The organism is Hamadaea tsunoensis DSM 44101 (genome assembly GCF_000428945.1).
In the GTDB taxonomy this organism is placed as follows: domain Bacteria; phylum Actinomycetota; class Actinomycetes; order Mycobacteriales; family Micromonosporaceae; genus Hamadaea; species Hamadaea tsunoensis.
Genome location: NZ_AUAX01000006.1, coordinates 240,782 through 264,050, shown reverse-complemented (window position 1 = coordinate 264,050; position 23,269 = coordinate 240,782). Strand labels below are relative to the sequence as shown.

The 23,269-nt window shown below is 70.6% G+C and carries 25 protein-coding genes; 10 read left to right on the top strand and 15 right to left on the bottom strand.

The annotated features are described in order from the left end of the window. Window positions 1-32: 32 nt before the first annotated feature. Window positions 33-698 carry a DUF4097 family beta strand repeat-containing protein gene (locus tag G401_RS0113605; protein WP_027342937.1) on the bottom strand — a complete coding sequence of 222 codons (666 nt, stop codon included), beginning with the start codon at window positions 696-698 and terminating at the stop codon, window positions 33-35. Window positions 699-951: 253 nt separating this feature from the next. Here G401_RS0113605 and G401_RS45495 point away from each other — a divergent pair, with 253 nt between their 5' ends. Further along, window positions 952-1,713 carry a helix-turn-helix domain-containing protein gene (locus G401_RS45495; RefSeq protein ID WP_051366603.1) on the top strand — a complete coding sequence of 254 codons (762 nt, stop codon included), beginning with the start codon at window positions 952-954 and terminating at the stop codon, window positions 1,711-1,713. Here the strand turns inward: G401_RS45495 and G401_RS0113595 are convergent, their stop codons facing one another. Further along, a complete protein-coding gene (locus G401_RS0113595) occupies window positions 1,714-2,163 on the bottom strand; it encodes a lamin tail domain-containing protein (protein WP_027342936.1) in 450 nt (149 codons plus the stop codon). It abuts the gene before it with no gap. 250 nt (window positions 2,164-2,413) lie between these two features. On the opposite strand from G401_RS0113595, the gene purD reads away from it, so the two are divergent. Continuing rightward, window positions 2,414-3,634, top strand: a complete 1,221-nt coding sequence (purD, locus tag G401_RS0113590) for a phosphoribosylamine--glycine ligase (RefSeq protein ID WP_027342935.1) — start codon at window positions 2,414-2,416, stop codon at window positions 3,632-3,634. Window positions 3,635-3,672: 38 nt separating this feature from the next. Here purD and G401_RS0113585 read toward each other — a convergent pair whose 3' ends face one another. Beyond that, a complete protein-coding gene (locus G401_RS0113585; protein ID WP_027342934.1) occupies window positions 3,673-4,080 on the bottom strand; it encodes a DUF3151 domain-containing protein in 408 nt (135 codons plus the stop codon). 249 nt (window positions 4,081-4,329) lie between these two features. On the opposite strand from G401_RS0113585, the gene G401_RS0113580 reads away from it, so the two are divergent. The 3 genes from G401_RS0113580 (at window position 4,330) to G401_RS0113570 (ending at window position 6,657) form a co-directional block, all read left to right on the top strand. Beyond that, window positions 4,330-5,499 (top strand): LOG family protein, encoded by a 1,170-nt coding sequence (locus G401_RS0113580; RefSeq protein WP_027342933.1) that lies wholly within the window; start codon window positions 4,330-4,332, stop codon window positions 5,497-5,499. 176 nt (window positions 5,500-5,675) lie between these two features. Then, window positions 5,676-5,888 (top strand): hypothetical protein, encoded by a 213-nt coding sequence (locus G401_RS0113575; protein ID WP_027342932.1) that lies wholly within the window; start codon window positions 5,676-5,678, stop codon window positions 5,886-5,888. A gap of 88 nt (window positions 5,889-5,976) precedes the next feature. Continuing rightward, a complete protein-coding gene (locus G401_RS0113570; RefSeq protein ID WP_027342931.1) occupies window positions 5,977-6,657 on the top strand; it encodes a hypothetical protein in 681 nt (226 codons plus the stop codon). A gap of 25 nt (window positions 6,658-6,682) precedes the next feature. Here the strand turns inward: G401_RS0113570 and G401_RS0113565 are convergent, their stop codons facing one another. The 4 genes from G401_RS0113565 to G401_RS0113550 all read right to left on the bottom strand — a co-directional run bounded on the left by G401_RS0113565 (window position 6,683) and on the right by G401_RS0113550 (window position 10,082). Beyond that, entirely contained in the window at window positions 6,683-7,201 is a 519-nt protein-coding gene (locus G401_RS0113565; RefSeq protein WP_027342930.1) for a hypothetical protein, read from the bottom strand. Between the two features lie 112 nt (window positions 7,202-7,313). After that, window positions 7,314-8,339 carry a class II fructose-bisphosphate aldolase gene (fbaA, locus tag G401_RS0113560; RefSeq protein ID WP_027342929.1) on the bottom strand — a complete coding sequence of 342 codons (1,026 nt, stop codon included), beginning with the start codon at window positions 8,337-8,339 and terminating at the stop codon, window positions 7,314-7,316. A gap of 154 nt (window positions 8,340-8,493) precedes the next feature. Next, entirely contained in the window at window positions 8,494-9,579 is a 1,086-nt protein-coding gene (locus G401_RS45490; protein WP_051366602.1) for an LCP family protein, read from the bottom strand. Beyond that, window positions 9,576-10,082 carry a SigE family RNA polymerase sigma factor gene (locus tag G401_RS0113550; RefSeq protein WP_322787730.1) on the bottom strand — a complete coding sequence of 169 codons (507 nt, stop codon included), beginning with the start codon at window positions 10,080-10,082 and terminating at the stop codon, window positions 9,576-9,578. The genes G401_RS45490 and G401_RS0113550 overlap by 4 nt, the downstream gene beginning before the upstream one ends. A 60-nt stretch (window positions 10,083-10,142) precedes the next feature. Between G401_RS0113550 and G401_RS45485 the strand changes: the two genes are divergently transcribed. Further along, the gene (locus G401_RS45485; RefSeq protein WP_051366645.1) at window positions 10,143-10,892 is read left to right on the top strand and encodes a DedA family protein; all 750 of its coding nucleotides are present in this window, start codon (window positions 10,143-10,145) and stop codon (window positions 10,890-10,892) included. Window positions 10,893-10,897: 5 nt separating this feature from the next. Here the strand turns inward: G401_RS45485 and G401_RS0113540 are convergent, their stop codons facing one another. The 7 genes from G401_RS0113540 to G401_RS52660 all read right to left on the bottom strand — a co-directional run bounded on the left by G401_RS0113540 (window position 10,898) and on the right by G401_RS52660 (window position 18,212). Then, complete coding sequence (locus G401_RS0113540; RefSeq protein WP_027342927.1) at window positions 10,898-12,568, bottom strand: substrate-binding domain-containing protein; 1,671 nt, start codon at window positions 12,566-12,568, stop codon at window positions 10,898-10,900. 298 nt (window positions 12,569-12,866) lie between these two features. After that, complete coding sequence (locus tag G401_RS0113535; protein WP_034591515.1) at window positions 12,867-13,208, bottom strand: ArsR/SmtB family transcription factor; 342 nt, start codon at window positions 13,206-13,208, stop codon at window positions 12,867-12,869. Between the two features lie 94 nt (window positions 13,209-13,302). Continuing rightward, on the bottom strand, window positions 13,303-13,842 hold the full coding sequence (gene pyrE / locus G401_RS54675) for an orotate phosphoribosyltransferase (protein ID WP_084557136.1): 540 nt from the start codon (window positions 13,840-13,842) through the stop codon (window positions 13,303-13,305). 33 nt (window positions 13,843-13,875) lie between these two features. Beyond that, window positions 13,876-14,676: an SDR family NAD(P)-dependent oxidoreductase gene (locus G401_RS0113530; RefSeq protein ID WP_027342925.1), complete on the bottom strand. Its 801-nt coding sequence runs from the start codon at window positions 14,674-14,676 to the stop codon at window positions 13,876-13,878. 30 nt (window positions 14,677-14,706) lie between these two features. Further along, window positions 14,707-15,342: a hypothetical protein gene (locus G401_RS52665; protein ID WP_051366601.1), complete on the bottom strand. Its 636-nt coding sequence runs from the start codon at window positions 15,340-15,342 to the stop codon at window positions 14,707-14,709. 81 nt (window positions 15,343-15,423) lie between these two features. After that, window positions 15,424-16,809 (bottom strand): P-loop NTPase family protein, encoded by a 1,386-nt coding sequence (locus G401_RS45475; protein ID WP_051366600.1) that lies wholly within the window; start codon window positions 16,807-16,809, stop codon window positions 15,424-15,426. Beyond that, window positions 16,806-18,212, bottom strand: coding sequence for a GTPase domain-containing protein (locus G401_RS52660; RefSeq protein ID WP_157545679.1), 1,407 nt, complete (start codon window positions 18,210-18,212; stop codon window positions 16,806-16,808). Before G401_RS52660 ends, G401_RS45475 begins: the two co-directional genes overlap by 4 nt. 181 nt (window positions 18,213-18,393) lie before the next feature. Here G401_RS52660 and dnaK point away from each other — a divergent pair, with 181 nt between their 5' ends. The 4 genes from dnaK to G401_RS0113495 all read left to right on the top strand — a co-directional run bounded on the left by dnaK (window position 18,394) and on the right by G401_RS0113495 (window position 22,803). Beyond that, window positions 18,394-20,265 carry a molecular chaperone DnaK gene (gene dnaK / locus G401_RS0113510; RefSeq protein WP_027342923.1) on the top strand — a complete coding sequence of 624 codons (1,872 nt, stop codon included), beginning with the start codon at window positions 18,394-18,396 and terminating at the stop codon, window positions 20,263-20,265. Further along, a complete protein-coding gene (locus G401_RS45465; RefSeq protein WP_051366599.1) occupies window positions 20,262-21,119 on the top strand; it encodes a nucleotide exchange factor GrpE in 858 nt (285 codons plus the stop codon). The genes dnaK and G401_RS45465 overlap by 4 nt, the downstream gene beginning before the upstream one ends. A gap of 87 nt (window positions 21,120-21,206) precedes the next feature. Next, window positions 21,207-22,403, top strand: coding sequence for a molecular chaperone DnaJ (gene dnaJ / locus G401_RS0113500; protein ID WP_027342922.1), 1,197 nt, complete (start codon window positions 21,207-21,209; stop codon window positions 22,401-22,403). Next, on the top strand, window positions 22,396-22,803 hold the full coding sequence (locus tag G401_RS0113495; protein ID WP_027342921.1) for a heat shock protein transcriptional repressor HspR: 408 nt from the start codon (window positions 22,396-22,398) through the stop codon (window positions 22,801-22,803). Before dnaJ ends, G401_RS0113495 begins: the two co-directional genes overlap by 8 nt. 3 nt (window positions 22,804-22,806) lie before the next feature. Here G401_RS0113495 and G401_RS0113490 read toward each other — a convergent pair whose 3' ends face one another. After that, window positions 22,807-23,238 (bottom strand): hypothetical protein, encoded by a 432-nt coding sequence (locus G401_RS0113490; RefSeq protein ID WP_027342920.1) that lies wholly within the window; start codon window positions 23,236-23,238, stop codon window positions 22,807-22,809. Between the last annotated feature and the right edge of the window lie 31 nt (window positions 23,239-23,269).

Here is a 23,269-nt window from a genome sequence, read left to right as displayed (position 1 = left end):
CAGCAGGCCGGTCGCCTGAGTGGTACGCGTGATCAGAGCGCACGGGCGGTGATGTCGCCGTGCGAGGTGGTGGCGTGGATGTTCAGCTCCGGGGTTCCGGCGTTGCGCAGGTTGCTGCTGATCCGGCCGAAGCTGGTACCGGCGTCCAGGACGGCCGACACACCGGTGGCGGCGCCGACCGAGATGTCGCCGGACTGCGTACGCAGCACCACCGAACCGCGTACCGCCTCGGTGATCCGGATGTCGCCCCGGGCCGTGGTGATCTCGGCCGGGCCGTTCAGCCGGCCGATCTCGACGGTGCCGTCGACCGCGGTCAGGCGTACGCTCGCCGCTTCGTCGATCTTGATCTGCCGGTACGCGCCCTCGAAGACCACGTCCCCGAGCCGGCCGACACCGCGCAGCTCGGAGCCGGCGGTCCTGCCCTCGACGTGGGACCCGGCCGGCACCTGAACGGTGATCTCCACCGATCCGGTCGCGCCGATCAGGCTGTTGCGCGGCTCCGGAGCCGAGATCCGCAGCACCCCGTCGGCGTACGCGACGGTGGTCTGCTCGGCGGTCTGGACGTCGCGGTTCTTGCCCGGGTCGGCCGGGCGGACCTCGACGGTGGTGTCGGCGCGCTCGGCGGCGATGACCTGGATGCGGCCGGCCGGGATGGCCAGGACGGCGGAGATCGGGGCCGGGCTGTCGAACTTCTGCATCGTGCTCTCCCATGTTCGGGTCGGTGTTTCTGACATGGGAAACGCTACGTTGCTTTCTAGATTGCGGCAACAGCTTCGTTGCACAGCATCGGCATTTCAGCACGTAAAGTTGCTGATTTCGTTGCAATGGATCAGAGATCAAGGCAACGCGAGAATGCGCCGACGTTGCAATGGATAGCGAGTGAACGCTATGGTGACCCCGCGCGGTCCCGCGACACGAACACAAGACACGACCACAACCAGGGAGACCACGATGCCGGGCGGCCGACTCACCCAGTCCGAACGCCAGCAGATCGCGGTGGGGCTGGCCGACGACCTTCCCTACGCGGAGATCGCGCGCCGCCTCGACCGTCCCACCTCGACGGTCACGCGGGAGGTGATGCGCAACGGCGGGCCGACGGCGTACCGGGCCGAACTGGCGCACCGCGCCACCGAACGCCGGGCCCACCGGCGCCGCCCGGCCGCCGCCCGCCCGTCCGGGTCGGCGGCGCCGCAGGACGGGCGCGACGCGGCGGCACTGGCCGAGTACGAGGAGACGCTCACGACCGTACTGATGGCGTCGGGCCTGCCCAAGATGTCCGCCCGCGTGCTGACGCTGCTGTTCGTCACCGACGCGGGCAGCCTCACCGCGCCCGCGCTGGCCCAGCGCCTCCAGGTCAGCCCGGCGTCCGTCTCCAAGGCGATCGCCTTCCTGGAGAGCCAGAGCCTCGTCCGGCGGGAGCGCGACGAGCGCCGCCGCGACCGCTACATCGTCGACGACGAGCTCTTCTACCAGGCGACGATCTCCAGCGCCCGGGCCAACGACCAGCTCGTCGCGATCGCGCGCCAGGGCGTCGGCCTGCTCGGCGCGCAGACGCCGGCCGCCCACCGGCTGGAGAACATCGCCCGGTTCCTCGACTTCATCAGCGAGAGCATCACCCGCGCCGCGGAGCAGGCCCGCGAGATCCTGCGCAGCCGGCCCCTCACGCCGGACGGGGCGGGCGAGGAACCGCCCGCCCCGCCGAGTCGTCCCTGATCAGCAGTAGGTCACCGACACGCTGCCCCACGAGCACGAGTCGATCGACTTGCCCGCGGAGTTGCGCACGTACGCGCCGTCGCCGGTGTTGTTCCAGACGTACCAGCCGAGGCCCCAGTAGCGGTTGGTCGAGGTGTTCGCGCCCTTGCCGGTGTGCAGGGTGACGGACTTGCCGGCGCCGAGCGTGAGGCTGCCGAACGTGTAGACGTGGTTGCTGCGGTCCCGGACCGTCCAGTGGTTGAGGTTGATGCTGCCCCGCGTCGTGTTCTTGAGCACGATGTACTCGCGTACGAGCTGGGAGTTCGCGGTCGTGTCGGAGCCGGACGGGTTCACCAGCACCTTCGTGATCATGATGCTGGGCGTCGCCGCGCTCGCCGGGGTGGCGGTCAGCGCGGCCGGTACGACGGCGGCGGCCAGCAGGGCGAGCAGGACGGGCAAGCGTCGGAGCATGACGGAACCTTCCGTTGGGGTTCGGGGCTGCGACCCATGCTTCCTACCGTCCTGACCTGGGCATAGTCCCCACTCCGTGAATCACCTCCGGGCGGTCACCCGCGCCGGCGTCCACCCTCACCCGTCGGTGGCAAGATCACCCCTCGTCGGCGGCAAGATCACCACCGTCGGTGGCGGGGGCACCCCGAAGGATCACACCCTCCCGGCCGTGTCGCCGTGGCCCGACACCGCTTCGGTAGGCTCGGCAGACATGCGCGTACTGCTGATCGGCACGGGTGGGCGGGAGCACGCCCTCGCGGCGAGCCTGGCGAAGGACCCCGCGGTCACCGAACTCATCGCCGCCCCCGGCAACCCTGGCATCGCCCAGGTGGCCCGGCTGGCCGCCGTCGACCCGATGGACCCGGCGGCCGTGGCCGACCTCGCCGTACGCGAGAGCGCCGATCTCGTGATCGTCGGCCCCGAAGCCCCGCTGGTGGCCGGAGTCGCCGACGCCGTACGCGAGCGCGGCATCCCCGTGTTCGGCCCGGGCCGGGCGGCTGCCCGGATCGAGGGTTCGAAGACGTTCGCGAAGGACGTGATGTCCTCGGCGGGCGTGCCCACCGCCGGCGCGTACACCTGTGAAACGCCGGAGGAGGCAGCGGCGGCGCTGGACAAGACCGGCAGCCCCTACGTGGTGAAGGACGACGGGCTGGCCGCGGGCAAGGGCGTGGTCGTGACCGACGACCGCGCGGCCGCGCTGGCGCACGCGGCGGCGTGCGGCCGGGTGGTGATCGAGGAGTACCTCGACGGTCCGGAGGTGTCGCTGTTCGTGGTGACCGACGGGACGACCGCCGTGCCGCTGCAGCCCGCGCAGGACTTCAAGCGGCTGCGCGACGGCGACGAGGGCCCGAACACCGGCGGCATGGGCGCCTACAGCCCGCTGCCGTGGACGAGTCCGGACCTGGTGCCGGTCGTGCTGCGCGACGTGGTCGAGCCGACCCTCGCCGAGATGCGCCGCCGGGGCACGCCGTTCGCCGGCCTGCTCTACGTCGGCCTCGCGATCACCACCGACGGCCCCAAGGTCATCGAGTTCAACGCGCGCTTCGGCGACCCGGAGACCCAGGTCGTCCTCTCCCTGCTGGAGACGCCGCTGGCCGGCCTGCTGCTCGCGGCGGCCACCGGCACGCTCGCCGCCCACCCCCCGCTCGCCTGGTCCCCGGGCGCGGCGGTCACCGTCGTGGTCGCGGCGGCGGGCTACCCCGGCCAGGTCCGCTCGGGAGACGTGATCACCGGCGCCGAGGCCCCGGGCATCTTCCACGCGGGCACGGGAGTACGCGACGGCCGGCTCGTCGCCGCCGGCGGCCGGGTACTCGCGTGCACGGGGACCGGCGCGACGCTGGCCGAGGCCCGCGAGCAGGCGTACGCGAAGGTGCGGAACGTGCACCTGGACGGCGCCCAGTTCCGCACCGACATCGCGGCGAAGGTGGCCTAGTTCCCTTTATCCGGCGCTGATTCCGGCTCGGTCGCCGGTCAGCCGGCCAGGGCGTCGGCGGCGACCGGGTCGCAGTCGCGCAGGAACTGGGCGCAGCGGGCGGCCTCCTCGGCCTCCCCGATCGCGTCGGCGGCCTCGGCGAGGGCGCTCAGGCAGCGCAGGAAGCCCTGGTTCGGCTCGTGCGACCAGGGCACCGGCCCGGATCCCCGCCAACCGGCCTTGCGCAGCTGGTCCAGCCCCCGGTGATACCCGGTACGCGCGAACGCGTACGCCGGAACGGGCTGCCCGGCGGCGAGCGACCGGACGGCCAGCGCCGCCCAGGCGGCCGAGAACGTCGGGAAGTCGGCGGCGACCTGGGTCGGGTCTTCGGCGGCGGCCAGCGCGGCGGCTGCGGGCTCGTTGGCGGGCAACAGGGTCGCGGGAGGCTCGGGGAGCAGGTTCTGCATGCCTCAACGCTATACCGGGCACCACTGGTTCCTCGCGCCGAACGGAGTTGCGCCGAACGCGATCGGGTGAGCCGAGCGTCCCGCTTGCGGCCACTATTGCGACGAGGTTGATGAGCGTATAACTGGAGGTCCGGAGCCTCCCCAGGACCCGGTAACGCGGGGTCCGGTGCGTGAGCGCCGGGCCCCGTCGGGCTTCTCGGGCGCGTCTCGCCGATCTCGTGGTCCGGCGGCGGGCCTAGGATTTCCGTCGTGCCCCCGATTCCCCGGCCCGAGGTCATCACTCCGATCGACCACAGCCCCCACGAGGTCGAGTCGCCCGCCGAACTCGCCGACCACCTGAGCCGCCGCAGCCTGGCCGGTCTGACCGTGCAGGGCCTCGATCTCACCGCCGTCGAACTGTCCGCAGTGGACGTGACGGGGACCCTCCTCGTCGGCTGCCGGTTGACCGACGCCCAGATCGCCGCCCTGATCCGCGGCGGCGCCCACGTGGTGCCGATCTTCGTCGACACGCCGTACCCGACGCAGCCGTCCCACCTGTACACGCCCGAGGACCTGGCGGCCGGCTTCGAGACCGGCGGCGTCGCGACGATGTACGACGCGGTGGTCTACCGGCACTACGTCGAGCACGGCGGGGCCACGCCGGACCTGCGCGAGGCGCTCGCCCAGCGGATCCACGACCACGGCATCGACAACGCCCTCGCGGCCGAGACGGACTGGTGGGTCGCCGAGAACGGGCCGGCCGCCATCGTCGGGATCATGGGCGGGCACGCCGCCCGGCGCGGATCGGCCGGCTACCGCGACGCCGCCCGGCTGGCGTACCGGCTGGCGGGGGCGGGGCGGCTCGTCGTGACCGGTGGCGGCCCCGGCGTGATGGAGGCGGCCAACCTCGGCGCGTACCTGGCCGCGCGGCCGGCCGCCGACCTGGGCGCCGCGATCGACGAACTGGCCCTGGTCGACGACTTCCACCAGGCCGACCCCTACACCGCCGCCGCCCTCGCCGTCCGCGCCAAGTTCGCCGCGGATCCCGCCACGAGCTGGGAGAAGCGCGGGGGTCTCGCCATACCGACGTGGTTCTACGGGCACGAGCCGGCCAACCTGTTCGCCGCCCAGATCGGCAAGCTGTTCAGCAACGCCTCGCGGGAGGAGCTGATCCTCAAGCTCTCCCGGGGCGGCATCGTCTTCGCCGAGGGCCGCGCGGGCACGGTGCAGGAGGTGTTCCAGGCGGCGACGATGACGTTCTACGGCATCGAGGAGCACTCGGGCCCCTTCGTCTTCCTCGGCCGCGACTTCTGGACGCGCGAGCTGCCCGTGGCGGAGCTGCTGGCACCGCTGCTGCGCAGCTCGCCGCTGGGCGACCTGGCCGGGCTGATCCACATCACCGACTCCGTCGACGAGGCGGCCGACCTCCTCCTCAGCTGACCCCCTCGCTGTGTCTCGATCCCGTTCGGATCAGGGAAATCACCCGAATCTTGGGCCATGATTCGGGTGACAACCGTGATCCAAACCAGATCTTGCGGTGCCCGCGGGAGAGCGGCCGGAACGAGGTTGATCAATTCACCTGCGGCAAACCGGGCGAACGGGGTATGTCTTGGATCATGAGCGGAGACGACCTGCGCTGCCCGCGCTGCGGATCGGATGATCTCGAAGAGACCCGCCGCCCGACCGAGGAGCTCACCGTCATACGCGGTACGCATGGCGATGCCGAACGCGTCACCGGGATGACCGGTCACTACAAGTGCGAATCGTGCGCCTGGGCCGGCGACCTGGAACTGCCGGCCGCGTACTGGCCCGGCAACCTGCGGATCTGATCCGGCGTTCGCCGGATGTTCGCCCGGTTCTGACAAACTCCGGCCACCCTGCGACCATGGGGATCCCCGCATACTTCCGGAGTCGTCGATGAGTGAGCCGGCCGGCCACCCCGCGTTCGCGTACCCGCCCGCGCCGCAGTCCCGCCGTCCAGGACCCGGGCGCTGGCTCGCCCTGGGCGCGGTCGTGCTGGTCCTCGTGTGCGGCGGGCTCACCGGCGGCTCGCTGATCGCCCGCCAGCAGGCGGCCGGCGAGGATCGGCCCGCGATCCCCTCGGTGGTGATCTCCGACCGGCCGGGGTCCGCCTCGCCCGTCGCCGCGTACGCGCTGGCGTTGCCGGCCAAGCTGATCAACCGGTCGCTCAGCACGGACAAGTCGCTGCGGAAGCTCGCCGATCAGGCGGCCGCCGAACGCCGGGCCCAGTCGCCGAACGCCGAGGTCATCGCGGGCTACTACGGCAGCTTCGTCCACAAGAACCTGCTGTTCGTGCTGGCCGTGCGTACGCCGACCGGCGAGCCGGCCGCGGTGCTGGCCCAGATCCGGGCGGGTATGCAGACGCGGCAACCCGGTCTCGTCCTCGCCACCGTCGCGCCGGGGCCGCTGGGCGGGGTGGCGTCGTGCGGCGACTCGACGTCCGACGGGAACGCCATGGCCGTGTGCGTCTGGGTCGACGCGGGCAGCTACGGCTTCCTCCAGTTCTTCGGAGCGACCGCGAAGAACGTCGGCGACCAGTTCCGGACCGCGCGCGGTCAGCTCGAACGCCGGCTCTGACGCGGGTTGCGGCGGCGTTCGCCGTTCAGGCGACGGGGATGCGGGTCCAGCGCCCGACCGGAAGCACCACTTCGGACTCGCCGGAGATGCCGTTCTCGTCCATGGCGTTGAACAGTTCCAGGCGCAGCCCGTCGAAGAACAGCTCGACCGAGTGCAGCGCGGTGGGCCGCCAGTGCGCCGGCATGACCCGCTCGATGATGTTGACCTGGCGCAGCGTACGCCCCCGGGCGGCCTGCACGGTGGGATGCGTGTCGCTCCACCAGTCCAGCCGCAGCCCCGGATAGTCGAGCGGGGCCTGCATGTCGATGGTGTCCCAGCTGATCGCGCACTCGTCGAACTTGCGGTGGGTGATCTCGATGTTGGTGTCGGGGAAGCCGAGCACCACCGGCCCGCCGGTGAACCACGCCTGCGCGTCGAGATCCCAGACCAGCCAGGAGCCGATCAGCGGCTGCCCGATGACCTGGGCGAAGCGGTTGCGATGGGCCACCGCCAAGGCCCGGGCGTCGTGGTGCCAGATCGGCTCGTAACCCTCGATGCCCAGCACGACGGCACCTTCTCCTCGACGGACTCCGGACAGTAGATCGGACGATCGTACCGAATCGGGCACGAAAAACGGGGGCCGAAGCCCCCGTTGGTACAGCCATACTTCTCGCTTCTTACTTCTTCAGCGAGGTTCCCACGGAACGCAGCTGCTGGCAGGCCTCGACGACGCGCTTGGCCAGGCCGTTCTCGGCGAGCTTGCCCCAGGCGCGCGGGTCGTACGCCTTCTTGTTGCCGACCTCGCCCTCGACCTTCAGCACGCCGTCGTAGTTGCGGAACATGTGGTCCACGACCGGACGGGTGAAGGCGTACTGGGTGTCGGTGTCGATGTTCATCTTCACCACGCCGAAGTCGACCGCGTCGCTGATCTCCTGCGGCAGCGAGCCCGAGCCGCCGTGGAACACCAGGTTGAACGGCTTCTCCTGGCCGTACTTGGCGCCGACCGCGTCCTGGATCTCCTTGAGGATCTCCGGGCGCAGCTTGACGTTGCCCGGCTTGTAGACGCCGTGCACGTTGCCGAAGGTGAGGGCGGCCATGTAGGTGCCCTTCTCGCCCAGGCCCAGCGCGGCGGCGGTGGCCAGGCCGTCCTCGACGGTGGTGTACAGCTTCTCGTCGATCGCGCCGACGATGCCGTCCTCCTCGCCGCCGACGACGCCGATCTCGACCTCGAGCACCACGTTGGCCGCCTTGCACAGGGCCAGCAGTTCCTCGGCGATCTCCAGGTTCTCGGCCAGCGGGACCGCCGAGCCGTCCCACATGTGCGACTGGAACAGCGGCGTACCGCCCTTGGCCACGCGCTCGGTCGAGATCGCCAGCAGCGGCCGGACGAACTTCGCCAGCTTGTCCTTGGGGCAGTGGTCCGTGTGCAGGGCGACGTTGACGTTGTAGTTCTTCGCCACCTCGTGCGCGTACGCCGCGAAGGCGACCGAGCCGGTGACCATGTCCTTGATGGTCGGGCCGGACAGGTAGTCGGCGCCGCCGGTGGAGACCTGCAGGATGCCGTCGCTCTCGGCCTCGGCGAAGCCCTGCAGCGCGGCGTTCAGAGTCTGCGAGGAGGTCACGTTGATCGCCGGGTACGCGAACGCGCCGGCCTTGGCGCGCTCCAGCATCTCGGCGTAGACCTCAGGTGTGGCGATAGGCATCTTAAGAATGCTCCTTGGGTGCGCTGAACTGCGGCTGGACCTCGCTGTCCTTCGTAACAGGAGTATTGCCCATCACAGATCCGAGCGCGCACCCGGGCCGAGATCCCGCCCGCCTCGCCCGGCCCAGCCGCGGCGAAACGGGCGGGATACCGGACTACAGGCCGGATTCCGGATGGCGGGCGTAGAACTCCGCGATCTTCCCGGCCGCGAGGGCCGCGAGAAGTTCCCGGCCGCCGGCGGAGATGCCTTCCATGGCGCCTTCCCCGTCGGTGTAGCCGTCCTGCAGGGCCAGCGGCACCGTCCCGTCCACGTTGACGTTCTTGAGCTCCCGCGCCAGATCGACGAGGCCGGCCGAGCCGGTGTCCACGCTCACGCCGGCGGTGTGGGCAAGGCTGACGATCTTGGTGGCGTCGGTCAGGATGTCGAGACCGGCGACCTTCTTCGACAGCCCGATCAGGTACCGCTGGGTACTGCGATCGCGGCCGTACGCGCCGCTGGGCAGGCCGAAGCGCTGCCGGACCAGGTCCAGGGAATCAGTCCCGTTCCGGGTGAGGCAGCCGGCGGCGAGCGTCCGGGCGTCCGCGGGCGGCTTGCCATCCTGACCGGGTACGCCTCTGTAGACGGTCACCGGCCGGGGCAGGCAGACCTCGACACCGCCGAGGGCATCGGTGACCGACTTGACCGCCCGGAAGTCGACGGTCACCACCGCGTCGAACTTGGGTATGCCCGACAGCGTCGCCACGACCTGGGCCATCAGCGCCGACCCACCGGCCCGTCCTCCGCCGTTCTCCGCGCCGTAGTAGAACGCGGAGTTGATCTTCTGCTTGCCGTGGCCGGGGATCTCCACCCCGATGTCCCGTTCGATCGAGACGAGGTACATACGGCTGCGGTCGACCGGAACATGGATGATCATGATCGTGTCCGCCCGTGCCTGGGTCGGATCGACCCTGCTGGGGTTGTCCGTACCCAGCAGCAGGATGTTCAGCGCTCGCCCCGGCGCGACCGGTGCGGTGCTCTGCCCGGCCGCCGGCACCCCGGCGGCGGCGTGGGTCCGGCCGACCAGGTAGACCGGGACGGCGATCGCCAGCGCGACCACCGCCGCCAGCGTTCCCGAGAGCACGGTCGTGCGGCGCCGCCGTCGTCGGCGTACCTCCTTGTTGATGCTGGCGTGCAAGTCGTCCACGTCGGGCGCCTCCGCTTCATGGCGGGCGAACGCGGCTCTCAGCTCGTCCTCGTTCACCGGGTTCCTCCTGTGATGAGGCCCGGAACCATCCGGGCGCGGAGGGTGGCGAGGGCCCGCGAGATGTAGCCGCGCACCGTGCCGACCGAACAGCCCAGCGTGTCCGCGATCTCGATGTCCGGAAGATCCTCGTAGTACCGCAGCACCAGCGCCGCCCGTTGCTGGCGGGGCAGTCCGGCCAGGGCCGTCCACACCAGGTCCCGGTCCGCGGCCCCTTCGGCGACATCTCCGGGTACGCGCAGCCCGGCGCCCGGGTCGGCGTGCAGCAGGATCCGCTTCCACCAGGATCCGCGCCGCCAGTCGACGTAGATGTTCACCATCATCCGCTTCACGTACCGTTCGGGCGATTCGGCAGCTTCGACCTTCTTCCACTGCAGCTGGGCGCGGACCATGGTCTCCTGAACGAGATCCTGAGCACTGTGGGTGTCGCCGGTCAGCACGACGGCATAGCGGGCGAATGCCGCCAACCGCGTACGGGCGAACTCCTCGTAGGTCACTTCCACCTCCCCGACCCTTTAGACGGGCCGCACAGGGCGGAACATTGCCCGGTACCCTTGGTCGGCGTGAACACCATCGACCGGGCGCGCTCCTTCGCCGACTCGTTGAGCTTCAATCCGCTCAACCCCCTCGACTACCTGAGCTGGATGGGGCCGCGCTTCGCTCTCATCGGCGTACTGCTGATCCTGTTCGCCGAGACCGGTCTGATGGTCGGCTTCTTCTTCCCCGGCGATTCGCTGCTCTTCCTCACCGGCGTGGCCGCCTCGTCGGTCGCCAACGAGGTCGTCGGCTGGCAGATCCCGATCGTCCCGCTGCTGATCGGCGCGCCGCTGTTCGCCATCGCCGGTGCCCAGTTCGGCCACTGGCTCGGCGCCCGCTACGGCCAGCGGCTGTTCAACAAGCCCGACTCGCGGCTGTTCAAGCGGGAGTACGTGGAAAAGGCCGAGCACTACTTCCACAAGTTCGGCCCGCGCAAGGCGGTCGTCCTGGCGCGCTTCATCCCGATCGTGCGTACCTTCATGAACCCGGTGGCCGGCACGCTGGAGATGCCCGCCAAGCAGTTCTTCATCTGGAACGCGGTCGGCGCGATCCTGTGGACCGACGGCATCCTGCTCGCGGCGTACTTCTTCGCCCAGAAGATCATCGACGCGATCGGCGGGCCCGACAAGATCGATCACTACATCCTGCCGTTCGTCTTCCTGATCGTGCTCATCTCGCTGATTCCGGTGTTCATCGAGATGTGGCGCTCGCACCGCGAGAAGAAGCGCGAGCGGGGAGAGGCCGGCAAGCACCGCTCCCCGTCGCGCGTCGGCTGAGATTCCTAGGCCAGCAGGGCCTGCAGGAAGATCCCGCTGAGTTGCCGGGGGTCGGTGAGCGCGAAGGCGCCGCCCCCGGTGATCTCGGCGATCTCCTTGAGCTGTTCCAGATCGGCCGCCGGGCCGATGCCGAGCAGGACCACCCGGATCGGGTGCGCCACGTCGGCCAGCGTCTCCAGCTCCCGCTTCATCTTGGTCAGCGTGAGCCCGTCGGGCACGTTGCTCTTGCCGTCGGTGAAGACCACGATCGTGTTGGAGCGCTCCGGGTCGAAGTTCTCCTTCATGATCTTGTACGCCGCCAGCAGCGACTCGAACAGCGGGCAGACGTCGGTCGGGCTGGTCCTGGCCGAGGTCATGGTCCCGTCGAGCTTGGCCCGCTGCGCCGCGTTGAGCGTGCCCATCGGGACCAGTTCCTTGTAGCCCGGGCCGGCGAAACCCCACAGGGCGAGCTGGCTGTCGGACGTGAACAGGTCGAGCCCGTAGTGCGTGGACAGCTGCATGAGCTCCAGCCGGGTCATGCCCCCGCCGGCGGAGTTGTTCAGCGATGACGTGCTGTCCACCAGCGTGATCACCCGGGACGGGGTCTTGGCGGCCACCCACACGTTCAGCGTCAGCTGCACCGAGGCCATGTCGGTCACCGGCTGCACGTGCGCGGCGGCCGCGGTCACCCCGTGGCCGACGGTGAAACCGGGGCCGGCGGCACCGGCGGGCGTACGCAGGCCGTGCCCGGCCAGGATGTCGGCGTAGAGCTCGCCGCTGACGGCCGCCCGGAACGTCTCCGCGGCGTCCTTGACCTCCCGCGACTTCGCCGACAGGACCGCGTACGGGAAATCGAGCGTGGGCTGCACGGCCAGCGGCACCGCGGCGATCTTGGCCGCCGGGTTGGCCGCGTTGAAGTTGATGATCGACTGCTCGCTGAGCGGTGCCGCGCCGAGCCCGCTCGCGAAGCCGGCGAAGACCGCCGCGGTGTCGGCGAAGGAGGTTCCGACGTTCACCCGCTGCCGGTACGCCCCGACGAGCTTGGGCAGGTCCGAGTCCTGCGTGACGACGACGTCCTTGAGCAGCATGGCGCCGACGAGGCTGGCGGTGTCCCGGCGCGGGTCCGCCATGCCGAGCTTGATCCTTCCATCCTGGAGCAGCGCGCCGACGGAGGCCGCCGTGAGCGGGACCGTGCCGCCGAGCTGCCGGGCGACCGCCTCGGGCATGCCGACGACGACCGGGCTGACCGCCGTGGAGGTGACCTGCGACTCGAAGGCGTTGCGGTCCACACCGCGGACGCGGCCGATCCAGGCGCTGGAATCGGGGATCCAGACCCCCGGCAGGTCGGCCTCGGCCGGGGTGGGTTCCGGCTTCGCGCCGATGTCGACCGCACCGCCGCCGAAGGTGCCGAGGCTGTTGGCCATCTCGGCGGACTTGCGGGCCTGAACCTCCACGCGTACGCACGTGGCGTCCTTGTGTTGCGATTTCTGCCAGCGGTCGGCGATCTCGGTGATCGCCGGTGCGATCGCCGGATCGGCGGCGACCACGAGCCTCGTTCCGTTGGTGGTGCTGCAGCCGTCCGCGTCCGCGGTGACCGTCTTCACGACGATCCCGGCCCCGAGCAGGACCACGGTGGCCGCTGCCACGGCCAGCGTGACCTGGCCCGCGCCGCGTCGGGGGCGATGCCGTCCAACCATGTCTCACCTCTCGCGCGTCTGACCGGCCGGCCGCCGGCGGACTCAAGTCCCGCATTCGACGGGACAGGGTCGGTATGCGCAATGTCCCGACAGCTTAGAGGCGAATGAAATTCGCGCAATAGGAGGGCGGTGGAGGTCGGCACCGGGATTTCCAGGTGAGTCACCTGGCGAAAGCGCAGCGTGACATCTCGCTAAACGTGATGGGGAGTACCCATTCGGGCACTCCCCATTCGCTGACTCTTCTTCCGGCCGTGCGGGCTTCGCCCGGACCGTCCGGAATCGTTTGCAGGCTTCGCTTTCAGCGAGCCTTCTTGGACGCGCGCTTGCGCGGCGGCGTCAGCAGCTCGGCAACGGTACCGATGGCCGAGGGCACCAGGCTGTAGTAAGCCCACACGCCGCGCTTGTCCCGGTTGAGCAGACCGGCCTCGGTGAGGATGCGCAGGTGGTGGCTGACGGTCGGCTGCGAAAGACCGAGCGGGGCGGTGAGGTCGCAGACGCACGCCTCGCCCTCCGGGGCCGACTGGATGAGGCTCAGCAGCCGCAGGCGGGCCGGGTCGGCCAGCGCCTTCAGCACCCCGGCGAGGCGCTCCGCGTCAGCCTTCTCGATCGGCTCACCGGCGAGCGGTGAGATAGCGGGCAATGGGGTATCCACCAGGGCAGTTCCCACTTACTCCATCCTTCCAAGTGAACAATTGACTTGTCTGCATATTAGCAGGTCCAAGTCTAAAGATGTGCTACCGACTCAAACCAAGGTCGGTCAGGGTGAAGGCGGCCCGGTACGGCAGACCTGCTGCTCGCACCGCATCGCCGGCGCCTCGATCGACAATAACCGCGACGCCGACCACTTCGGCACCGGCCTCCCGCAATGCGTCCACTGCGGTAAGAACGCTACTGCCAGTAGTGGAGGTGTCCTCCACAGCGACTACTCGACGCCCCGAAATGTCGGGACCTTCGATGCGTCGCTGCAATCCGTGCGCCTTTCCGGCCTTACGGACGACGAATGCGTCCACCGGTCGGTCGGTTTTCGCACTTGCATGCATCATCGCCGCGGCGACGGGATCTGCGCCCAGTGTGAGACCGCCCACAGCGGCGCAATCCCAATCACTGATCAGGTCCAGCATCACCCGCCCCACAAGCGGGGCACTCGCGTGGTGCAGGCAGATGCGGCGCAGATCAAGGTAGTAATCCGCTTCGGCTCCCGACGACAGGATCACGCGCCCGTGGACCACCGCAAGGTCAGTGATGAATTTACGGAGGTCTTCGCGATCCAGCATGCTGCCGACTGTACCGCATGCCACCAGCGGCTGTTACTCGGCGTCACCAACGGTCCGGCCCATTCGCCGGGCACCACGCGACAGTACGCGGTGCAACACGCTGCGTGGCATCAGCTTGAGCCCCGCCACGGCGACCTTGTAACGGGCGCTCGGCACGCTGACCAGCTTTCCTTTCGCCAGATCCCGCATCCCTTGGCGGACAACGGCATCGGCTTTCAGCCACACCCAATCGGGCATCTGGGCGGCGGCGATGCCCGCCCGGTCATGGAATTCGGTACGCGTGAACCCCGGGCACAGCGCCATGACACGTACTCCCTTGGGGCGCACCAGCAATCCGGTGGACTCGCTGAAGTTGGTGACCCATGCCTTGGTCGCCGGATACGTCGAACCCGGCATGGTCGCGGCGAACCCGGACACCGACGAGACGTTGACGATCGCGCCCCGGCCGCGGCCCACCATGCCGGGAAGGGCCGCGTGGGTCAGCTTCATCACCGAGAGCACGTTGAGGTCGAGGAGGCTCTCCTCATCGTCCACATCGGACTTGAGGAACGACTTGTTGAGGGAGCGCCCGGCGTTGTTGACCAGCAGATCCAGCGGCTGTTCGCGGATCACGGCGGCCACCTTCGCCACGTCCGCAGGGACCGTGAGATCCGCGGGCAACGGCTGGGCGCGTACGCCGAAAGTGGTGGAAAGCTCGGCGCACACGGCGTCGAGCCGGGCCGCGTCGCGGGCCACGAGGATCAGATCCTGACCGGCCCGGGCGCGGTCGCGGGCGAACGCCGCGCCGATGCCGGCGGTGGCGCCGGTGATGAGCGCGAGCCCGGAGCCGGTCATGATCTTCCTCCTGTGAATATGCTGTGTATTTCAGACGGTCGGGTACGCCGGCGGCGTGAACTGCTGCGCAGCGGCGGGCTTGCGGAAGTAGGGGTGCGACGTCGGCAGCGCGAGCAGGACGACCACCGCGATCGCCGCGAGCACCATGATGCCGACCAGCACGAGCTGCGTCGGGTGCACCCAGCCCGGGGTCTCGGCCTCCAGCACCCGCTTGAGCGCATCGCTGTCCACCGTGGCGTTGCCGCTGCCGCCGCTGAACGAGGCGTTCATGCCGTTGCCGGCGAGGCTGGATCCCTGGCAGCACAGCACGAGGCCGGCGACGACCCAGGTGATGATGCGGGCCGGCTGCTTGCCGGCGAGGTCGAGCGCGGCGAGCACGCCGAGGCCGATGGCGAACAGGACCGCGAGGCCGACGCCTACCGCGATCGAGACGGTCGCGATCGTCCCGGCAGTGTCCGCCATCTGGCTGTTGTTCTTGTACGCGGCCGCGAAGGCGTCCTTGTACGCGGAGTAGCTCGCCAGCGTCGGAATGATGGAGATCAGTTCGAGCGCGGCGATCAGGAACATGAGCACACCGGCGAACGTGACGGTGGCGGGACGGGCGGGCCGGCCGGAGACCACCGGGTTGTACTCGGACGGCGGCGGCATGGGCGGCTGCATGGTCATGAGCTGGCTTCCTCTCAGCGGACGTCGGGGCACACCGTACCCCGATCGCGCACCCCTGAGTGGATCAAGTCCCGGCGCGGTTCAGATGTCCGCGAGAGCCGCCCGCCCGGCCGTGTACGCCGTGACGACATCGCGTACCGGTCCGATGACGAGATCCTCGGCGACCCGCGCGTACTCGGCGCGGACGCGGCGGTCCCGGCCCTCCTGGTTCCGCTTGCCGACCCCGGGGACCACCGAACCGAACGCCTTGCGCCAGCCGCTGCCCTTGTCGAACGCGTTGGCCCGGTCGCCGGCCCGGTCGAGCGCGGAAGGCAGCTCCGGTACGTGGGCGACGGCCGCCTCCAGCACCGCCACCAGCCACGGCTTCGGCAGGCCGGACGCGGTGTGCTGCGCGTACTGGTCCACGGCGGCGGCGATGCGCTCCCTCGAACCGCCCGCCTTCATCAGCGCCTCGATCAGCACCGAGGGGCTGACCGCGGCGGGCGGCCCGGCGTACAGCTCGCGCAGCTCGTCGATGGCGATCGACAGGTCGATGTCGAGCCGGTCCAGGACGGCCCGCCGGCCCACGACCGCGGGCTCCAGGAGCTCGCGCAGCTGGCGGATGCCGGTGAAGCCGGCGATGCCGGCGCCGGACGCCGCCAGCGGGCCGAGCCGTCCCGGCGCGGGCTTCGCCCGGAACGTCGTCCGCGGCTTGACCACCGCCGGCACGGGACCGGGCACCTCGCCGGTCGCGGACGTCGCGACGAGCGGGATGTCGGCCAGGTCGCCCTCGTCGAGCAGCCGCCGCAGATCGGCCGCCACCTGCGGCAGGTTCGCCGGCAGCAGCCGGTCGGTCTGGTTGAGCGCCACGATGAAACCGCCCCGCTGGCCGGACATCCGGCGCAGGTATCCGTCGTGGACGACGAGGTCGGCGTACTTCTGCGGGTCGGTGACCCACACGACGACGTCGACGAGGTCGAGCAGCCGGTCCACCTCGGCGCGGTGCGCGGGCTGGATCGAGTCGACGTCCGGCAGGTCCATCAGCACCATGCCGCGCAGGCCCACCTCGTCGTCGCCGTCCAGGGCGCTCTCGCGGGTGAACCGCCGCCGCGGCTGGACACCCAGCCAGTCCAGCAGCGCCTCGCCGCCCTCACGGTCGCCCCACACGCAGGCGTAGGCCTCGGCCGTCGTCGGTCGCAGCACGCCCACCGGCGAGCGGTCGAGCGAGGTGAAGGCGTTGAACATGCTGGACTTGCCGCTGCCGGTGGTACCGGCGAGCGCCACCGTCGTGTGCGACAGCGACAGCTCCAGGCGCGCCTCGGCACGGGCCGCGGTCGCCCGGGCGACCGACAACCGCTCCGCGGGCAGGACGGAGCCGGCGGAGTCCAGCACCGCCCGCACCGTGTCCACCTTCGCGTGCACCGACGACGGGGTCACCGGCGGGGCGTCGCCGCTCCGCGCGACCTCGCGCGCCTTCCTCTTACTCATAGCTTGACAGTGTCCCCGACCAAGGGGGTTGTCCGAAAGCGGCCCGCGCCATCCCGGCCGGCCGCCTCCTTGTCACCCTCGGCCTCACCCTGGGCGTCGCGCTCGTCGCCGACCGCTTCCCCCGACTCCGGCGCCGCGTCCGTTCCGGCCTCGATCTCCTCCGCCGCCGGCGCCGCGTCCGGTTCCGCGTCTTCCGCCGATACGCCTTGCGGAGCGCTCGATTCCGCGACGTCCTCGTCTTGCGGGGTGCCCGGCTCATCGTCGCCGGACGCCACCGGCGCCGCCTCCTGCGATGTCTCCGGTTCCGCCGGCGCGGCCTCCTGCGAGGCTTCCGGTTCTAGCGGCGCTTCCGGATCCACCGGCGCTTCCGGTTCCGTGACGTCCTCGGCCGGAGCGGCGCTTTCATCCGTGTGGGTGGCGCTCTCCTCCGGCCGCGGGCCGTCCTCGGGCAGCCGCGCGTCCTCCTCGGGCTCCGCCGTGAAAGCGGCACGGTCGCGTGCGGGAGTGAAGGCGGAGAAGGGAACGGAGGCCGCCGCGACCTCTACCGCCGCCGCGGCCCGTTCGATCGCCGCCGGGTCGATGCCCGAACCGGCGCCGAAGCCCGTCCGCGGCTCCGCGGCAGCATCCGGAACGGTGTCCGCTCCCGGGGTGGTGTCCGTACGCGGGGCGGTGTCCGTAAGCGGGGCGGCGTCCGGGGCCGGATCCGCGATCGCGCCGGCTTCCGTCCTCGGAGCAGAGTCCGTGGCCGGGGCGGCTGCCGCTATCGGGACGGCCACGTGGGCGCGGCCGACGGCGGGCGGCTCCGGCGGCGCGGGCGGGCCGGCGACCACGGCCGCCAGCCAGGCCCGCAGCGGCGCGACCTGGCGTTCGGTCAGCATGCCCTGGCGGTCGAGTTCCGACTCGGGCACCACGAAGATCGGCGGCTCGGGCGGCCCGAGCAGGTCGCGCAGGTGCCTGATGATGTCCGGCGCCATCTCCGGCTGCACCCGGTCGAGCACGATCGCGAGCGCGACCCGGCGGGCCCGGGCCGCGTGCAGGTGCCGCCAGGCGGCCGCGTCCGCGTACCGCGTGGCGGTCGTCACGAACAGCCACAGGTCGGCGGTCGCGAACAACTCGTCGGCGGTCGCCCGGTTGCTCTCCTCGATCGAGTCGATGTTGGGCGCGTCGATGACCGCGATCCCCTCGGGCATGAGGGGCGCGCAGATCGGCCGCAGTCCGTGCCGGTCGACCGAGGCCGAATCGTAGGGATTGCACACCAGCACCGGCGTACGCGTGGTGGGCCGGAGCACCCCGGCTGCGCTGACGGGTGCCCGGACGAGGCTGTTGAGCAGCGTCGACTTGCCCGCGCCGGTGGGTCCGCCGATCACCGCGAGCAAGGGGGCCTTGGCTGCGCCGTAGGTCACCGCACCAGATTAAACTGCCGACCGCGATAGTGACTTGACTGTGAAAGACTCAACCCTCGGCTTGACGGTTCGACCCGGCGTGGCAGAATTGAGTCCGCTCCACTCAACTTAGGAAAACGGGTCTTGGCGCCAGACCCCGGTGACCCGGGGCGCGGCGCCCGTCAACTGGAGGAAGACAGACATGGCACGTGCGGTCGGCATCGACCTGGGGACGACGAACTCCTGTGTGAGCGTCCTGGAGGGCGGCGAGCCCACCGTCATCGCGAACGCCGAGGGCTCCCGCACGACCCCTTCGATCGTCGCCTTCGCCAAGAACGGCGAGGTGCTCGTCGGCGAGGTGGCCAAGCGGCAGGCGGTGACCAACCCGGACCGGACGATCCGTTCGGTCAAGCGGGAGATGGGCACCAACTGGACCATCGACATCGACGGTAAGAAGTACACCCCGCAGGAGATCTCGGCGCGGGTGCTCATGAAGCTCAAGCGCGACTCCGAGGCGTACCTCGGCGAGAGCGTGACCGACGCCGTGATCACCGTTCCGGCGTACTTCAACGACGCGCAGCGCACGGCGACCAAGGAGGCGGGCGAGATCGCCGGCTTCAACGTCCTGCGCATCGTCAACGAGCCGACCGCGGCCGCCCTGGCGTACGGGCTGGACAAGGGCTCGAAGGAGCAGACGGTCCTGGTGTTCGACCTCGGCGGCGGCACGTTCGACGTGTCCCTGCTGGAGCTCGGCGAGGGCGTCATCGAGGTCAAGGCCACCGCCGGCGACAACCACCTCGGCGGCGACGACTGGGACGACCGGGTGATCGACCACCTGATCAAGACGTTCCGCGGCCAGCACGGCATCGACCTCGGCGCGGACAAGATGGCCATGCAGCGCCTCAAGGAGGCCGCGGAGAAGGCCAAGATCGAGCTGTCGGCGGCCCAGACCACGAGCATCAACCTGCCCTACATCACGGCCGGCTCCGACGGCCCGCTGCACCTGGACACCACGCTCACGCGCTCGGAGTTCCAGCGGATCACCCAGGACCTCCTCGACCGCTGCAAGTCGCCGTTCGAGCAGGCCATCCGGGACGCGGGCGTGAAGGTGGCCGACATCGACCACGTCATCCTCGTCGGCGGCTCGACGCGCATGCCGGCCGTGACCGACCTGGTCAAGCAGCTCACCGGCGGACGCGAGCCGAACAAGGGCGTGAACCCGGACGAGGTCGTCGCCGTCGGCGCCGCGCTGCAGGCCGGTGTCCTCAAGGGCGAGGTCAAGGACGTCCTGCTGCTCGACGTCACCCCGCTCAGCCTCGGCATCGAGACCAAGGGCGGCATCTTCACCAAGCTCATCGAGCGCAACACGACCATCCCGACCAAGCGCTCGGAGATCTTCACGACGGCCGAGGACAACCAGCCCTCCGTGCTGATCCAGGTCTTCCAGGGTGAGCGGGAGATCGCGGCGTACAACAAGAAGCTCGGCACCTTCGAGCTGACCGGGCTGCCGCCGGCGCCGCGCAGCGTGCCGCAGATCGAGGTCACCTTCGACATCGACGCGAACGGCATCGTCCACGTCAACGCCAAGGACCTCGGCACCGGCAAGGAGCAGTCGATGACGATCACCGGCGGCTCGGCGCTGCCGAAGGACGACATCGACCGGATGATGCGCGACGCGCAGGATCACGCGGACGAGGACAAGCGCCGCCGGGACGAGGCGGAGACCCGCAACGTCGCCGAGCAGCTGCAGTGGCAGACCGAGAAGTTCCTCGCCGAGAGCGGCGAGAAGCTGCCGGCCGAGGCTCGCGAGAAGATCAACGATGCGCTGACCGACCTGCGTTCCGCGCTGGGCGGCACCGACCTCGAGAAGATCAAGACCGCGCACGAGACCCTCGCCCGGGTCTCCCAGGAGGCCGGTTCCCTGCTCTACGGCCAGAACGCCCAGGCCGGCCCGGCCGGCGGCGAGTCGGCCGGCGGCGCGAGCGGCGGCCCGTCGACCGGCACCGGCAACGGTTCCGGGCCGAACGACGTCGTGGACGCGGAGATCATCGACGAGGACGGCTCCAAGAAGTGAGTGACGCAAACGGTGTCCCGCCGGCGGAGAAGTCCGGCGGCGGGACGGCCGGCGGGTCCGCGGAGACGCCCGCGCCGGCCGCCGAGCGGATCGTGATCCGGGACAAGCGGAAGGTCTCCCCGATGGGCGACGCCGCGCGGCCCGACGAGCCCGCATCGCCGACGAACGGAGCGAACATGGCCAAGCCCGAGGCGCCCGGCCAGCCGGCGACCCCGGCCGACGAGCCCGAGGTGGCGGCGAGCGCCGAGGCCGTCGACGACCCGGCCGAGACGACCGAGGAGCTGGTCGTCGTCGGTGAGGTCGTCGAGGCCGAGCCGATCGCCGAGGCCGAGGACGCGGCCGGGCCGGCCGAGGAGTCCGACGACGAGGAGATCCAGCCCATCCGGGTGTCCGAGCAGGACGGTGCCGGTCCGCTCGGCGCCGAGCTCGAGATGCTGCGCAAGCAGCTGGACGAGGCCCAGGTGGACATCAAGCGGGTCGCGGCGGAGTACAAGAACTACCGCGACCGGGTGAAGCGCGACCAGGCCGCGGCGGCCGAGACGGCGACGGCGGCGGTGCTCACCGCCCTGCTGCCGGTCCTCGACGACCTCGACCGGGCTCGCGAGCACGGCGACCTCACCGGCCCGTTCGGGTCGGTGGCCGAGCAGCTGCTCACCGCCACCGGCAAGTTCGGCCTGACGGCGTTCGGGTCGAAGGGCGATCCCTTCGACCCCAACCGGCACGAGGCCGTCGCGCACCTGCCCTCCGCGGATGTCACCGAGGAGACCTGCATCGACGTGATGCGCCGGGGCTACATGCTCGGCGATCGCCTGCTGCGACCCGCTATGGTCGCAGTCGCCGCGCCACAGGAGTGACGCGGTCGACCAAGCCGAGTGGACGGGGACGCGGGTCCAGGCCGGACCCGCGTCCCCGGTCTCGAACTAGTGGGGAGGGGGAAACGAGTGAGCTCCAAGGACTGGCTGGAGAAGGACTTCTACGCCGTTCTCGGTGTGGCCAAGACGGCCACCGCCGACGAGATCAAGCGTGCCTATCGCAAGCTGGCCCGTGAGCTGCACCCGGATCACAACCCCGGAAACCGCGAGGCCGAGGAGCGCTTCAAGAGCGTCTCCGAGGCGTACGCGGTGCTCTCCGACGACAACCAGCGGCGCGAGTACGACGAGATGCGCTCGCTGTTCGAGGCCGGCGCGTTCCGGCGGGGCGCCCGCGGCGGCACCGCCCCCGGTGGCGGAGCGTCCTTCGACGACATCTTCGGCGGCCAGGCCGGCGACCAGCGCTTCGGCGGGGCCGGCTTCTCCGACCTGTTCAGCACGATCTTCTCGGGCGGCGGCGCCGCGCCCGGCGGGGCCCGGCGCGGACCGGCCCGCGGCCGCGATGTCGAGACCGACGTGATCCTGGAGTTCCGGGACGCCGTCAAGGGAACGACCAAGCCGGTCACCGTACGCTCGCCGGGCGTCTGCGACACCTGCCACGGCAACGGCGCCCGCCCCGGTACGCGTCCGCGTACCTGCCCGAACTGCGGGGGCAACGGATTCGTGTCCCGGGCGCAGGGCGCGTTCTCGTTCTCGGAGCCGTGCCGCGACTGCCAGGGTGTCGGGACGATCGTCGACGAGAAGTGCCCCGAGTGCCACGGCACCGGCGGCGTGACCAAGACGCGTACGCTCAACGTCCGCATTCCGGCCGGTGTCGCGGACGGTCAGCGGATCCGGCTGGCCGGCCGGGGCGAGCCCGGTGACCGGGGCGGCTCCGCCGGCGACCTGTACGTGCTGGCCCGCGTACGCCCCGATCCGATCTTCGGCCGGTCCGGCGACGACCTGACCCTGACCGTGCCGATCGCGTACTGGGAAGCCGCTTTCGGGGTGGATCTGCGCGTGCCGACCCTGGACGCGCCCGTGACCCTCCGCGTCCCCGCCGGTACGCCGAGCGGCCGCACCCTGCGCGTACGCGGAAAGGGCGTGGCTCGTAAGGACGGCCGGGTCGGCGACCTGTTGGTGACGGTGGAGATCGAGGTGCCGAAGGATCTCACGGCGGACGCGCGCGCGGCCCTGGAGAACTACGCGCACTTCGCGCCGCGGCCGGCCCGTCACCATCTGGACGCCCACCTGCACGAGCCGAGCGACGGAGGAGTCCACTATGGATGACATCGACGCCAAGGTGCTGATCATCTCGGTGGCCGCCCAGCTCGCCGGCATGCATCCCCAGACGCTGCGCCAGTACGACCGGCTGGGCCTGGTCCAGCCGGGCCGGGCGCCCGGCGGCGGCCGGCGCTACAGCCTGCGCGACGTTCAGCTGCTGCGCGAGGTGCAGCGGTTGAGTCAGGACGACGGGGTGAACCTGGCCGGCATCAAGCGGATCATCGAGCTGGAGCACCTCGTGGCCCAGCTGGAGCAGGACGTGTCCGACCTGCGGGAGATCGCGCAGCACGCGCTGCAGCGGGTCGCCGAGCTGGAGGCGATGTCGCCGTTCCCGCGCCGGGAGCTGCTGCCGAGCCCGCGCAACTCCACCGCGCTCGTGGTCTGGAAGCCCGCCCCGAAGCAGTGAGGGTCAGAGCCGGCGGCCGGACCGGACCAGCCCGCCCTCGCACCACTCGTGGTAGTCGAACAGCTCCTGGCGCGCCATCAGCATGCGGGTGTTGTGGGCCCAGGTGTTCATCAGCTCGTCGCCCTCCTCCTCCGCCAGCTCCACCAGCTTGCGGAGCTTCTTGCGGGGATGGGCCTTGAAACCGGTCCGGATGCCGTCCGCGGCGTAGATGTACACGCAGTGCAGGGCGAACCGGCGGGCCGGGCAGGCCTGGTCGAGCGCGAGGTCGAACAGCGTGTCGATGAGCCGGTCGTTGGCGACGAGCAGGTCCCAGTCGGGCGGCAGGGCCTGGAGCGACACCGAATCCGGCGCGTACGCCCAGGCGTGCAGCTCCGCCGGACGCGGATCGACCGGATTCGTAAAGCCGCGGAACACGACTACCTGTTGAACGCTCACGCTTCGCTCCTCGAGGGTTGCCGCGTACCCC

What these genes read in the sequence shown, in the direction of transcription:
- dnaK (WP_027342923.1), top strand. Translation starts at nt 18,394, where the DNA reads ATGGCACGTGCGGTCGGCATCGACCTGGGGACGACGAACTCCTGTGTG.
- fbaA (WP_027342929.1), bottom strand. Translation starts at nt 8,339, where the DNA reads ATGCCTATCGCCACACCTGAGGTCTACGCCGAGATGCTGGAGCGCGCC.
- G401_RS45495 (WP_051366603.1), top strand. Translation starts at nt 952, where the DNA reads ATGCCGGGCGGCCGACTCACCCAGTCCGAACGCCAGCAGATCGCGGTG.
- G401_RS52665 (WP_051366601.1), bottom strand. Translation starts at nt 15,342, where the DNA reads ATGACCATGCAGCCGCCCATGCCGCCGCCGTCCGAGTACAACCCGGTG.
- G401_RS0113495 (WP_027342921.1), top strand. Translation starts at nt 22,396, where the DNA reads ATGGATGACATCGACGCCAAGGTGCTGATCATCTCGGTGGCCGCCCAG.
- G401_RS0113570 (WP_027342931.1), top strand. Translation starts at nt 5,977, where the DNA reads ATGAGTGAGCCGGCCGGCCACCCCGCGTTCGCGTACCCGCCCGCGCCG.
- G401_RS0113530 (WP_027342925.1), bottom strand. Translation starts at nt 14,676, where the DNA reads ATGACCGGCTCCGGGCTCGCGCTCATCACCGGCGCCACCGCCGGCATC.
- G401_RS0113585 (WP_027342934.1), bottom strand. Translation starts at nt 4,080, where the DNA reads ATGCAGAACCTGCTCCCCGAGCCTCCCGCGACCCTGTTGCCCGCCAAC.
- G401_RS0113540 (WP_027342927.1), bottom strand. Translation starts at nt 12,568, where the DNA reads ATGGTTGGACGGCATCGCCCCCGACGCGGCGCGGGCCAGGTCACGCTG.
- G401_RS0113575 (WP_027342932.1), top strand. Translation starts at nt 5,676, where the DNA reads ATGAGCGGAGACGACCTGCGCTGCCCGCGCTGCGGATCGGATGATCTC.
- G401_RS0113605 (WP_027342937.1), bottom strand. Translation starts at nt 698, where the DNA reads ATGCAGAAGTTCGACAGCCCGGCCCCGATCTCCGCCGTCCTGGCCATC.
- purD (WP_027342935.1), top strand. Translation starts at nt 2,414, where the DNA reads ATGCGCGTACTGCTGATCGGCACGGGTGGGCGGGAGCACGCCCTCGCG.
- G401_RS45475 (WP_051366600.1), bottom strand. Translation starts at nt 16,809, where the DNA reads ATGAGTAAGAGGAAGGCGCGCGAGGTCGCGCGGAGCGGCGACGCCCCG.
- pyrE (WP_084557136.1), bottom strand. Translation starts at nt 13,842, where the DNA reads ATGCTGGATCGCGAAGACCTCCGTAAATTCATCACTGACCTTGCGGTG.
- G401_RS0113595 (WP_027342936.1), bottom strand. Translation starts at nt 2,163, where the DNA reads ATGCTCCGACGCTTGCCCGTCCTGCTCGCCCTGCTGGCCGCCGCCGTC.